The organism is Microvirga sp. GCM10011540 (assembly GCF_042650665.1).
Lineage (GTDB): Bacteria > Pseudomonadota > Alphaproteobacteria > Rhizobiales > Beijerinckiaceae > Microvirga > Microvirga lenta.
The window spans coordinates 22,381-34,710 of sequence record NZ_JBHSBQ010000143.1; the positions used below are offsets into that span (position 1 = coordinate 22,381).

General features: G+C 67.6%; 8 protein-coding genes and 1 pseudogene. 6 read left to right on the forward strand and 3 right to left on the reverse strand.

The genetic code is table 11. The annotated features are described in order from the left end of the window. The first annotated feature begins 142 nt into the window (after nucleotides 1-142). Both ACFOYU_RS24490 and ACFOYU_RS24495 read left to right on the forward strand, forming a co-directional pair. A complete protein-coding gene (locus tag ACFOYU_RS24490; protein WP_377035573.1) occupies nucleotides 143-2,674 on the forward strand; it encodes an ABC transporter ATP-binding protein in 2,532 nt (843 codons plus the stop codon). A gap of 96 nt (nucleotides 2,675-2,770) precedes the next feature. Beyond that, on the forward strand, nucleotides 2,771-3,682 hold the full coding sequence (locus ACFOYU_RS24495) for an MBL fold metallo-hydrolase (protein WP_226738575.1): 912 nt from the start codon (nucleotides 2,771-2,773) through the stop codon (nucleotides 3,680-3,682). 136 nt (nucleotides 3,683-3,818) lie between these two features. Here the strand turns inward: ACFOYU_RS24495 and ACFOYU_RS24500 are convergent, their stop codons facing one another. Further along, nucleotides 3,819-5,495 carry a hypothetical protein gene (locus tag ACFOYU_RS24500; RefSeq protein ID WP_377035574.1) on the reverse strand — a complete coding sequence of 559 codons (1,677 nt, stop codon included), beginning with the start codon at nucleotides 5,493-5,495 and terminating at the stop codon, nucleotides 3,819-3,821. Nucleotides 5,496-6,494: 999 nt separating this feature from the next. Here ACFOYU_RS24500 and ACFOYU_RS24505 point away from each other — a divergent pair. Next, nucleotides 6,495-6,821: pseudogene (locus tag ACFOYU_RS24505) on the forward strand (cadherin repeat domain-containing protein); the annotation flags it as partial. Between the two features lie 20 nt (nucleotides 6,822-6,841). On the opposite strand, the gene ACFOYU_RS24510 reads toward ACFOYU_RS24505, so the two are convergent. Beyond that, nucleotides 6,842-7,042, reverse strand: a complete 201-nt coding sequence (locus ACFOYU_RS24510; RefSeq protein WP_377035575.1) for a hypothetical protein — start codon at nucleotides 7,040-7,042, stop codon at nucleotides 6,842-6,844. 395 nt (nucleotides 7,043-7,437) lie between these two features. On the opposite strand from ACFOYU_RS24510, the gene ACFOYU_RS24515 reads away from it, so the two are divergent. Genes ACFOYU_RS24515 through ACFOYU_RS24525 form a run of 3 tightly spaced genes read left to right on the forward strand, consistent with a single transcriptional unit; the run spans nucleotide 7,438 to nucleotide 10,413 of the window. After that, a complete protein-coding gene (locus tag ACFOYU_RS24515; protein ID WP_377035576.1) occupies nucleotides 7,438-8,445 on the forward strand; it encodes an NAD-dependent epimerase in 1,008 nt (335 codons plus the stop codon). Between the two features lies 1 nt (nucleotide 8,446). After that, a complete protein-coding gene (locus tag ACFOYU_RS24520; protein WP_377035577.1) occupies nucleotides 8,447-9,475 on the forward strand; it encodes a glycosyltransferase family 4 protein in 1,029 nt (342 codons plus the stop codon). Further along, the gene (locus tag ACFOYU_RS24525) at nucleotides 9,472-10,413 is read left to right on the forward strand and encodes an NAD-dependent epimerase/dehydratase family protein (protein ID WP_226738567.1); all 942 of its coding nucleotides are present in this window, start codon (nucleotides 9,472-9,474) and stop codon (nucleotides 10,411-10,413) included. The genes ACFOYU_RS24520 and ACFOYU_RS24525 overlap by 4 nt, the downstream gene beginning before the upstream one ends. On the opposite strand, the gene ACFOYU_RS24530 is transcribed toward ACFOYU_RS24525, so the two are convergent. Then, the gene (locus ACFOYU_RS24530; protein ID WP_377035578.1) at nucleotides 10,346-12,313 is read right to left on the reverse strand and encodes an SDR family NAD(P)-dependent oxidoreductase; all 1,968 of its coding nucleotides are present in this window, start codon (nucleotides 12,311-12,313) and stop codon (nucleotides 10,346-10,348) included. The two genes, ACFOYU_RS24525 and ACFOYU_RS24530, sit on opposite strands and share 68 nt — an antisense overlap. Nucleotides 12,314-12,330 lie beyond the last annotated feature (17 nt).

Sequence of the window (12,330 nt, forward strand, 5' to 3'; positions counted from 1 at the left end):
TGATCATCCTCCATGGCGAAGCGGCCCGGGGAGAGAAATAGGAGCCTCGGGCGCGGCGGCGAGGGGGTCCGAGACTTTGCACTGGCCGTTGCGGCAAGGCTTGGATAACGTCAGGCCTCTCGACTGACCTTTGGGAGCTCTCATGGAGCGCGATCCGCTGCGCCTGGCCTGGAAGACGAAGCCCGCCCGACACCTCCTCGGATTCCTCCTCCTGACGCTGGCAGGCTTTCTTCTTCTCGTCGGCCTGGATCTGGTCCGGATCGTGGTGGACCGGGCGGTGGGAGGCGGCCTGCCGGACGGGCCGGGCACCTTTCTGCGCATCGTGATCACCCCGCCGGACGCCCTGCGGGCTGACCCGCTCGTGCTGTTTCCCGGCTTCGGCCTCGGCCCCGAGGCCTTCGCGCTCGCCGCGGTGGGCGGCCTGATCCTCGTGCCGGTCCTCATCGCGCTCCTCCTGACGCTCCTCGACTGGCTCGCCGTCGGCATCGGCGCCGGCGTGCTCGCACGGGTGCGGGCGAAGGTCCTGGACGCGGTTCTCGATGCCCCCGCATCGAGCCAGGACGAGATCGCCACGGTGACCTCCCTGGCCGGCCGGGCGCTCGCGCGGGAAAGCGGCGTGCTCGGCGCCGCCCTCCTCGCGCCGATGCAGCTCGGCGGCATGATCGGGCTGGCCTTCGCCTATGTCCTCGTGACGGACTGGCAGCTCGGTGCGACCCTCGCCCTGGCCCTGGCCGTCGGGGGCGTCCTGAACGCCCGGCGGCTCGTCCTGCGCCTCGATGCGGTCCGGGCGCGGCACCGGGAGGGCGAGGCCATCGATTCCGCCTTCGCGGATCTCGGCCACCGGATCCCGGCCCTGCGGGCGCACGGCACCGCGCCCTTCGAGCGCGACCGGGTCGGCAGGGCGCTGACGCACGGCCACCACCCGGTCGAAACCCGGGAATTCCGCATGGCGCCGGCGGATTCCCTTGCCGCGGCGACGCTCATGATCGCGCCCCTCGCGGTGCTGGCCGTCGGCGTCTGGTTCGCGCCGGGCCGGCCCGTCACCGCGGGCGCCGTCGCCGCATGCATCCTGGCCGCGTCCCTGGCCGCCTTCGGCGTGCGCGAGCTCGTCCAGTGGCAGCACATCGTGAACCGGGCGCAGGAGCTTCTGGCCGACATCGCCGAGAGCCTGATCGGCCTCCAGCCGCGCGAGACGCACCGGCAGGGCGTCGCGCTGCCGGAGAGCGGCGCCCTCGTCGCCCAGGGCGTCTCGGCCTACGACCATGCCAGCGGCGCCCGGATCTCGGGCGTCAACCTCACCCTCGCCTTCCCGTCCCACGTGGCCCTCGTGGGCGACGGGGATGCGGGCCCGCGCGTCTTCGCGGCCCTCGTGGGCGGCCTGCTCGAGCCCTCGACGGGGCGGCTGACCTATGGCGGGACGGATCTCGCGGCGGCGTCTCCGGTCGAGCGGGCCCGGCGCATCGCCCTGGCCGGAGAGACGGTGCTGATCCCGGGCACCCTGCGCGACAACCTGCTCTACGGCTGCGCGGCGGCGCCCGACGAGACCGACGGGCGCCTGTGGGACGCCATCGCGGTGGCGGGCCTCGACCGGCTGATCCATGCCCGCGGCCTGTCGGGCACCCTCAATCCGCGACGGGAGCCGAAGGTGGCCGCGGCCATCGTGGATTCCCGCCGCGCCGTGCAGGCGGCCCTCGTGGAGGAGAACCTCGACCGCTTCGTCGATCCGTTCAACGCGGAGCGCTACAACCGCTATGCGACGATCGGCGAGAACCTGCTCTTCGGCAAGGCGATCGGCGACACGTTCCGGGAGGACAGGCTGGGGAGCCACCCCTTCGTGCGCGCGGTGCTGGAGGCCGGGGACCTCACCAAGCCCCTGGCCCGGATGGGCCTGTCCATCGCCACCAGCATGATCGAGATCTTCGCCGAGATCCCCGACGGCCATCCGCTCTTCGAGCGCTTCGGCTTCTTCTCGGCCGCGGACCGGGCCTATTTCGAGGATCTGGTCGAGCGCCGCAACGAGAAGCGGCGCGGCGCCCAGACCGCCCGCGACCAGGAGCGCCTGATCGGGCTCGCCCTGCGATACAACGAGAGCCGGCACCGCCTGGGGCTTCTCGACGAGGCGATGGAGGCGCGCATCCTCGCGGCCCGGGCCGACTTCACCCGCATGCTGCCGCTGAGCCTCAAGCCCTCGATCGAGTTCTACGACGAGAACCTCTTCTGCGCCGCGGCCAGCGTGCAGGACAACGTGCTGTTCGGGCGCATCGCGTCGGACCAGGCCGGGGCGGCCGAAGCGGTCCAGAAGGCGATCCGCCGGGTGCTGACCGAACGCGGGCTCGACGCCGAGGTGTCGCGCATCGGCCTGGGCACGCCGGTGGACATCCAGGGCAGCGACCTGACCTTGAGCGAGATCGCCGCCATCGACGTGGTGCGCTGCCTCGTCCGGCGGCCCAACATCCTCATCGTCCAGCGCGCCCTGGAGGGCCTGCCCGGCCCCGCCGCGGACAGGCTCGTGGCCAACCTGCGCCGGGCGATGATCGGGCGCGGGCTCGTCCTCATCACCCCCGAGATCACCGCCGCCATGGATCAACCGCCCTTCGACGCGGTTATCCGTTTCGAACGGGGCGAGCCCGTGCTCGATCAGCGCAGGCGGGAACCGGAGGCTTTGTCCGCATGAACGATTTGACCTTGACCCTTTGCCCAAGTCGCGGTCAGCTACCCTGACGTGCGCTGCCGCACACGAGGAGACAACCAGATCCGCCATGATGGTACGATGAGTAGTCGAGCTGCACCTTCAGACCTGCTCCAGATCCGTTTCTGGGGGGTTCGCGGTTCGACGTGCGCCTCCGGTCCGCAATTCGTCGAGTTCGGCGGGCATACGCCCTGCGTCGAGATCCGCTGCGGCGAACGGCTCTTCATCGTCGATGCGGGAACCGGCCTGTCGTCCCTGGGCTTCGATCTCGGCACCTCGGCGCCCGCGGAGATCGACATCCTCTTCAGCCACCTGCATCTCGACCATATCGGGGGCCTGCCGTTCTTCAAGCCCGCGCTTCTCGGCAAGGAGCGGGTGATCCGCACCTATTGCGGGCATCTGGAAGGCGACAGCGCCATGGATTCCCTGGAGCGCATCTTCGCCCCGCCGCTCTTCCCCGTGCGCCTCGGCCAGCTCCCCGCCCGGTTCGAGCACCACGGCTTCAGGGCCGGCGAGCCCCTGGTCTTCGACGACGGCGCCCGGGTCGAGACCTTCCTCCTGAACCATCCCGGCGGCGCCACCGGCTACCGCTTCCGCCACGGGAACCGGAGCGTCTGCTACATCAGCGACCTCGAGCACAGCGAGCCCTGGCCCGACCCGGACCTCACCGCCTTCATCCGCGATGCGGACCTCGTCATCTACGACGGCATGTTCTGCGAATCCGAATATTCCAACTGCCGCGGCTGGGGCCATTCCACCTGGCAGAAGGGCGTGGAGCTGGCGAAGGCCGCCGGCGTGAAGGCGCTCGCGATCTTCCACCTCTATCCCGGCCACGACGACGCCTTCCTCAAGGAGGCCGAAGCCGCCATGCAGACCGAAATGCCCACCGCCTTCGTGGCGCGGGAACGGCAGCTGGTGACGCTGGAAGCCGGCGGCGTGGCCGCGAAGGCGCCGGAGGCGAAAGCGGAACAGGCCGAGGATTTCGCCAGCTGAGCGGGTTGGCCGCTCCTTCCTCACGGCCTGTCGAACGGCTGGTTTCCCCGAGAACGTCTGTCGTATGCGTCGCGATCATCATGCCGCAGCGGGAGGCACAGAAGACAATCTTCTGTTGCTGATTTGTTATTTTATATCATAAATAATTGTCCTGAACCCCTGCGGCTGAGCTTCCCGGGGGAAAGGTTGCACCGCAACACCTTGGGGACAGATCATGACCGACCATTCGTCCAATCCCGTCTTTCTCGCTCCTGCGCAGACCGGGCTCGATGTGCAGCCGCTCTCGGAAGCAGCGCCTATCATTGAGAATCTCGACTTTGAGGTAGTCAAAGCAGCGCCGAACGAAACGGTTTTCCTGGACCAGGAAGCGGACGCGACCGTAACCGTTCCAAGCGGGAACTTGGCTTTCCTGTACGTCTCGTTTTGGAACGGCGATGCTTCCGACCAGTTTGGTGTTGCCGAGGGGAACGGCATCACCATCTCCGATCAGGGTGAGATTCTGATCAATCATCCTAGCGACAACAACCCTGCGAACGACATCCTGATCGGAACGCTCACGTCGGTCACAGGCGACAATCCTTATCTCCAGATTGAGTTCACCGCAGCAGCAACGCCCGAATTCGTACAGCGGCTCATTCGGGCGCTCACCTACACGAGCACGACCGCCGACGCGGATGCGATCACGAGAAAGTACGCTGCGATCGAGCTCTATACCGATAATGAAGAAGCGACCGCAGCATGGGTCGACGTCGTCGTCGGTCCACCCAATGCTCATGTCCTGACGATGGGAACGGATGACCTCTCCGGCACCAGCGCCAACGATGTTTTCGTGACACGGGGTTTCGACCTTACGGCAGGCGACAAGGTCACCGGCGGAGCAGGCAACGACACCCTGCGCCTCGACGACGGCGGCGTTTCCGACCTGAAGCAAGTCACGCTGAGTGGAATCGAGACGATCACGGGTTCGGACTCCATGGACACCATAACCCTTTCCGCTCAGCAGCTGGGTGATGTTACTGGAATAAACGGCGGGAGCATTGCAGAGACCGATTACGACAGCCTCGCCATCAGCGGCACGGCGATCGATCTGAGTAACACTACGATCGCGAACATCGAGCATATCGGCCTCGAGACTGACGAGGCCGTGATCATGGTCGGCAGCCTCCAATTGGCCCTGAAGGTTCATGGCCATCATACCCAGGGCGACAAGCTGATCCTGACCTCCGGCACCCTCACCGAAATCGAGCGGCTGACTCTGCACCGGCAGGGCATCGAGACGATCGAGGACGCATCGGGAGAGCCGCCGACGACCCATGGGGCTCCCGTCGTGACGAATCTCGGTGGCGACCGGGTTTACAGCGCCGGAAGCAATCCCCTCTTTCTCGACGCGAGCACCAACGCGATAGTCACCGACGACGACGCGATCGATGGCGACAGCGGCATTCGAGAGATCAAGGTCCACGTCTCGACCCGGTCGAGCGGGAACGACATCCTTGGGATCGCCGAGGTGAACGGGATCACCCTGGATGCTTACGGCAACATCGCCATCGCAGGGGCTTCCGTCGGCTCCCTCGACGATTCGGCGCCGGGTACGATCAAGATCTACATCGACTTCTCCGCCACGGGCGCGCAGGTGGAACAGATCGTCCGGGCCCTGACCTATCGTCATGCAACCGGCGCCCTCGACCAGGACCTCCAGATCAAGATCGACTTCACCGACATCGGCTGGCGAACCTCCTCCCATACGGTCACAGTCGAGGCGCCGGATGATCCGAGCGTTCCCGAAACCGCCCCGGTGATCGCCGACCTTCATGGGGATGTGGTCGTCAGCGACGGAACGAACTGGGTCTATCTGGATGACGGCACGCTGTCCTCCGTATCGGACGACGGCACCCTAAAAGTTCTGGAAGTTCTGGTCGCGAACGATGCCGAAGCCGCGAAGAGCGTCTTCAAGATTGTGGCGTTCGGAGAGGATGTCGACGGCAATGCGATCGAGCTGACGGACGGGATGAATGAAGGCAGCGACGTCTACGTCAAGCTTGCGGGCGACGCCCTCACCGAGATCGGCACGATCACCAGCACGGGCGGCGGAGCCCGGGGCCTTACCATAGCCCTGAATCCGTTCGCGACACCGGAGCGCGTAAGCCTGCTGCTGCAGTACCTGTCCTACACGCGTACGGACGATCAGGCCCATGCTCCGGTCGACGTCCAGATCAAGCTCACCGACGACGAGAGCCTGACCACGACCGCCACCGTGACGGTGAGGTCGGCGACCGATCCCGGCACGCCGCCCACCGGAACCCCGGTTCTCAGCGGTCTCGACGGCGACGAGATCTTCAGCAACGGAACCGCCTCGGTTCGTCTCGACAATGCCGATGCGCTCGCCACGGTCGTCGACAACGACTTCCTGACCAGGCTCGAGATCCGTCTCAAGAACGGCGCAACCGACCCCAAGAGCATCTTCGGGATCGGCACGTCCGCCGACGTAACCCTCAGGAACGGACTGGAACTCGGCAGCTTCTTGAGGGTCGACGGCGAGGATATCGGGCATATCGAGAGCACGGGCGAAGGAGTGTCCGGCCTCGTGATCCACCTCAACAGCGTGGCGACGCCTGCGCGAGTCAGCAAGTTGCTGCAGCATCTGACCTACCGGCGCTCCGATAGCGCCACGCACAACCCCGTCGAGGTCGAGGTCAAGGTCACCGACAGGGACAATCTGACTGCGAGCGCCACCGTCACCGTCAAGTCGGCTGCCGATCCCGGCACGCCGAACGGCGCCCCCACGGCTCTGTCCCTCAGCGCGGACAGCGTCATGGAAAATGTCGGGGCGGGCGTCGTCGTCGGCACCTTCACGGCCGCCGACCCGAACCAGGGCGACCGCTTCACCTATACGCTTCTCGACGATGCGGGCGGGCGCTTCGCCATCCAGGGCGACAGGCTCGTCGTGAAGTATGGCGAGTTGCTCGATTATGAGCAGGCCGCCTTCCACGACATCCGCGTCCGCGTCACGGATTCGGGCAATGCCAGCTTCGACAAGACCTTCCGCATCTCCGTCCGGGACAATCCGGCGGAGACGGCGGGCGGGTCCGAGCGGCCGGACGTGCTCGTCGGCGGCAGCGGCAAGGACCGGCTGTCCGGCGAAGCCGGGAGCGACAGGCTCTACGGCAAGCTCGGCAAGGACGTGCTGACCGGCGGCGCCGGCCAGGACATCTTCGTGTTCGACACCAAGCCGAACAAGAAGAAGAACCCCGACAAGATCACCGACTTCTCCGTGGCCGACGACACGATCTGGCTCGACAACAAGGTGTTCAAGAAGCTGGGCAAGAAGGGCTCGGAGCTGAAGCCGGCGAAGCTGAACAAGAAGTTCTTCAGCCTGGAGAAGGCCAAGGGCAAGGACGACTACCTCGTCTACAGCAAGAAGAAGGGATCCTGTATTACGATGCCGATGGATCGGGCGCCGGCAAGGCGGTGGAGATCGCCAAGATGGCCAAGAAACTCAAGCTCACCGCAAACGACTTCTTCGTCGTCTGAGCGGAAGCCGCACTCGGATCGAGCAAGCCCCGGCGACCCCGCCGGGGCTTTTCGTTTCGTGCCGACACAGGCTCCGGAGAGACCGGCCAAGGCCGGTCCCCCTTTCGGGGTCATTCCGATGCCCGCGCTCCTGGGGGCGATGCGCCTTTCGGTGCGGAAAACCGGGTCCCCTTTTCCGCACGATGCGCTAAGGTGCCGACCCCTCCACCGTCGCGGGCGTTTGCATGTCGTCTCCCATCCTGGTCACCGGAGCCGCCGGCTTCATCGGCTTTCACGTGGCGCAGCGCCTTCTCGACCAGGGCCATCAGGTGGTGGGGGTCGACAATTTCACGCCCTATTACGACGTGGCGCTCAAGGAGGCCCGGTTCGGGCGGCTCGTCCCCCGCAACAGCTTCCAGGGCGAGCGGATCGACCTCGCCGACCCGCAGGCGACCAGGGACCTGTTTCAGCGCCATCGCTTCGAGCGGGTGATCCATCTGGCCGCCCAGCCCGGCGTGCGCTTCGTCGATCCGACGCCCTACGTCACCTCCAACATGGTCGCCTTCACCAACATGCTGGAGGCCTGCCGGCACGGGGGCATCCGGCACCTCGTCTATGCCTCGTCGAGCTCGGTCTACGGCGCCAACCGCAAGCTGCCCTTCTCCGAGCACGATTCCACCGACCACCCGGTCAGCCTCTACGCGGCCACCAAGAAGGCCAACGAGATGATGGCGCATTCCTACGCCCATCTCTTCGGGCTGCCGGCCACGGGGCTGCGCTTCTTCACGGTCTACGGCCCCTGGGGCCGGCCGGACATGGCGGTCTACACCTTCACCCGGGCCATCGCCGAGGGGCGCCCCATCGAGGTCGCCAATGCGGGCAAGGTCTGGCGCGACTTCACCTACGTGGACGACATCGTGGAGGGCATCGTGCGCCTCGTCGACCGCGAACCCGCGCCGGACCCGTCATGGGATGCGACGAACCCGGACCCGGCCACCAGCGCCGCGCCGCACCGGGTCTACAATATCGGCAACGACAACCCGGAAGAGCTCAACCGCCTGATCGCGATCATCGAGGAGGCGGTCGGCCGCAAGGCCGAGCGGATCGAGAAGCCCCTGCCGCCCGGCGACGTGCTGGAGACCCGCGCCGACGTGACGGACCTGCGCCGGGACGTGGGCTTCGCGCCCACCACCTCGCTGGAGGAGGGCGTGCGCCGCTTCGTGGAATGGTATCGCGGGTATCACGGCGCCTGACATGGTCCCCCTCGAGCTTCTCGTCTCCATGGCCGCTTCGGGAATCCTGATCGGAACGGCGGTCCTCTCGGCCGTCCTGATCGTCCTCCTCAAGCCCCTGCTCGTGCGCTACGCGCTGGCGCGCCCGAACGCCCGGTCGAGCCACCGGGTGCCGACGCCGCAGGGGGGCGGGATCGCGGTGGTCGGCGCCTGCCTTCTCGTGGCGGGCGCCTTCATGTGGAACACGGATCTTCCGGCCAACGGGTTCCTCGCCGTGGCGGCGGCCTCGGTCATGCTCGCGCTCGTCGGCGCAGTCGACGACATCCGCCCCCTGCCGGCGGTTCCCCGCCTGCTGCTGCAGGTCGCCGCCGTGGCGGCCGTGGTGGTCGCGAGCCGGGTCAGGGTCCTGCCGGACGCGGTTCCCCTTGCCGTCGAGCAGGCGCTCCTCGTGTTCGGCGGCGTCTGGTTCGTGAACCTCGTCAACTTCATGGACGGGCTCGACTGGATCACCGTGGCCGAGATGGTGCCGGTCACGGCCTTCGTCGCCGCCTGCGGCCTCCTGCTGCCCGATCTGCGTCCCGCCGCCCTCGTCGCCGCCACCCTCTGCGGCGCCCTCCTCGGTTTCGCGCCGTTCAACAAGCCGGTGGCAAAACTCTTCCTGGGCGATGTGGGCTCGCTGCCCATCGGCCTGCTCGTCGGCTGGATGCTGCTGGAGCTTGCCGGCACCGGCGCGCTGGCGGCGGCGCTGCTCCTGCCGCTCTACCACCTGATGGACGCCACCATCACCCTGCTGAAACGCCTCGCCCGCGGCGAGAAGGTGTGGGAGGCCCATCGCAGCCATTTCTACCAGCAGGCCACCACCAACGGCTTCACGCCGCTCTCCGTCAGCGGCCACGTGTTCGGCCTGAACCTCCTCCTGGCGGCGCTCGCCGCGATCACCCTGACATGGCCGTCCTGGCCGGTTCAGGTCGCCTGCCTCGGCATCGGCGCGGTTCTCGTGGGCCTGCTCCTCTCCCATTTCGCGAAGCCACGCCTAAAATCACCCGCATGACAGCTCCCCTCATTGCGCTCACCGGCGCGACCGGCTTCATCGGCCGCCATCTCCTCAAGGAACTCCCCAAGCGCGGCTACCGCGTCCGCGTGCTCCTGCGCCGGCCCTCCGAGGTACCCGAAGGCGCAACCAGCGCCGTGATCGGGGACATCGCCCAGCCCTACAACATGGCGGCGGCGCTCCGGGACGTGGATGCGGTGATCCATTCGGCTGGCCTGGCGCACGCCATGTCGGGGCGCCCCGAGGACGATTACCGCGCCATCAACACCGAGGCGACGATCAAGCTCGCCCAGGCGGCCGAGCGGGCGGGGGTGAAGCGCTTCGTGTTCCTGTCCTCGATCCGGGCGCAGAGCGGGCCGGTGGCCGAGGGCGTCCTGACCGAGGAGCGGGCGTCGGAACCTACCGACGCCTATGGCCGGTCCAAGCTGGAGGCGGAAGAAGGCCTGGCTCGCCTGGGCCTCGACTGGGCGGCCCTGCGTCCGGTTCTCGTCTATGGGCCCGGCGTGAAGGGCAACATGGCGGCGCTGCTCAAGCTCGCGCAGTCGCCCTGGCCGCTGCCGCTGGGCGGCCTGAGGAGCAAGCGATCGCTCCTCTCCCTCGACAACCTCACGGCGGCCATGGACGCGGTGCTGAAGGCGGAAGGCCCCCTGAGGCGGCCCTTCATCGTGGCCGATCCGGAGCCGGTCACCGTGCCGGAGATCGTCGCCGCCCTGCGGGCCGGCCTCGGGCGCGGCCCGGGGCTGATCCCGGTTCCGGCCTTCGCGCTCAGGGGCGCGGCCATGCTGGCGGGAAGGGCCGAGGCCTACGAGCGCCTGGCGGGCTCCCTCGTGGCCAGCCCCGCGGCCTTGAAGGGCCTGGGCTGGCAGCCGGTCAATTCGACGCGAGACGGATTGGCTGAACTGGCGCGGCAGGCTGGTGCGCCTGCGTCCGGCGCTTGAATTCCGGAATCGCCTCCTCGAACACCCGCTCGGCCGCGTCGCGGTCGCCGCTGGCGACGGCCCGGCGCAGGGCGCTCAGCCACTGATCGACCCGGGCGCGGTCGGCGAAGATCGGCTTTGCCGCCATGACGCCGTCGATGCCGATCTCGGCCATGGGCTCGTCGCGGGCGAAGAGGATCTCGTGCAGGCGCTCGCCGGGGCGGGTGCCCATGACGGCGATCTCGATGTCCTCGCCCGGCTCGTAGCCGGCCAGGCGGATCATGCGCTCCGCCAGCTCGTAGATGCGCACCGGCTGGCCCATCTTCAGCACGTAGACCGAGGCCCTCTCGTAGGCGTTGGTGCCGTCGAGCGGGACGCGGCGGCCGTCATCCGCATGGGAGGCCGAGGTCAGCACGAGGTCGGCGGCCTCGCGGGTGGTCATGAAGTAGCGCACCATGTCGGGATGGGTGACCGTGACCGGCCCGCCGCGGGCGATCTGCGCCTTGAACTTGGGAACGACGGACCCGACGGAGCCGAGCACGTTGCCGAAGCGCACCGCGATGAGCCGGGCCGGGCCGTTGCGGCCCACGAACTCCGCGTCGAGCGCCTGGGCGTACATTTCGGCCAGCCGCTTGGTGGCGCCCAGCATGGAGACCGGGTCGATGGCCTTGTCGGTGGAGATGATGACGATCTCGCCCACGCCCGCTTCCACCGCGGCATCGGCCACGTTCACGGAGCCGAAGACGTTGGTCTTGATGCCCTCGGCCCAGTTCTTCTCGAGATAGGGAACGTGCTTGAGGGCCGCCGCGTGGAAGACCACGTCCGGCCGGAATTCGTGCATGACCTCGCGGATGCGCTCCCGGTCGCGCACATCGGCGATGACCCCGTCGACCCTGGTGTCGCTCGACAGCAGCGTCGGGTTTTCCAGGATGTGGTAGAGGGAGGGCTCCGAACTCTCCAGGATCATCAGGTCGCTCGCCCCGAAGGCCACGACGCGGGTGCAGATCTCGGAACCGATGGATCCGCCGCCGCCCGTGACGAGCACGCGCTTGCCGCGGATGAAGGCCTCCAGCCGCTGCCGGTCGATCTGGACGGTGGGGCGCAGCAGCAGGTCCTCGATCTCCAGCGGCGCGAGCTCGGCGTCGCGCATGCCCTCGCCGAGGCTCGTGACCCGCACGAGCGGCAGGCCCAGGCGGCGGGCGCGGGCGATCAGCATGTCCGGATGCGCCTCCGGCACCAGGGCGCTCGGGGTCGCCACGAGGCGGCGGATCGGCGTGCCCCGCTCCTGGAAATCCTGAACCACCTGATCGAGATCGGCGAAGGTGCCGAGCACCGGCACGCCGCGGATCGACTGGCCGAGATCGTCGGTGCGGTAGGACAGGACGCCCATGGGCTTGAGCTTCTTGACCGTGCCCGATTCGATGGCCCGCAGGACCACCTCCACGTCGCTGCTGCGGCCGAGGAGAAGGGCGGGCGTGTTGGCGTCGCGCTCCAGGGTGTGGCGCGAGCGGGCATATTTCAGATACCGGAATGCCAGGCGCGGGCCGCCCAGCAGGAACATCTGGATCAGCCAGTAGAGCGCGATGGTGATCTTGCCGAAGAAATAGAAGCCGAAGAGCTGCGGCGAGAACAGGATGTAGTCGATGACGAGCAGCGTCAGGGCGAGCACGCTGGTCGCGCGGAAGATGTTGAACAGGTCCGGCAGGGAGGCGAAGCGCCATTTCGACCGGTAGAGATGGAAGAACCAGTAGACCAGACCGGCGAAGGCGACGAAGGGCGGCAGGAACAGGGGCAGGTGCTGCAGACGCTCGTCGAGAAGGTAACCCTCGAAGCGCACGAAGAACGTCGCCACGATGGCGACGGCCGTCGCCACGAGGTCGTGAAGCACGATGAGCGTCTTCTTGAAGTCCTGCCGTTTCATAGATCCCGCCACATTAT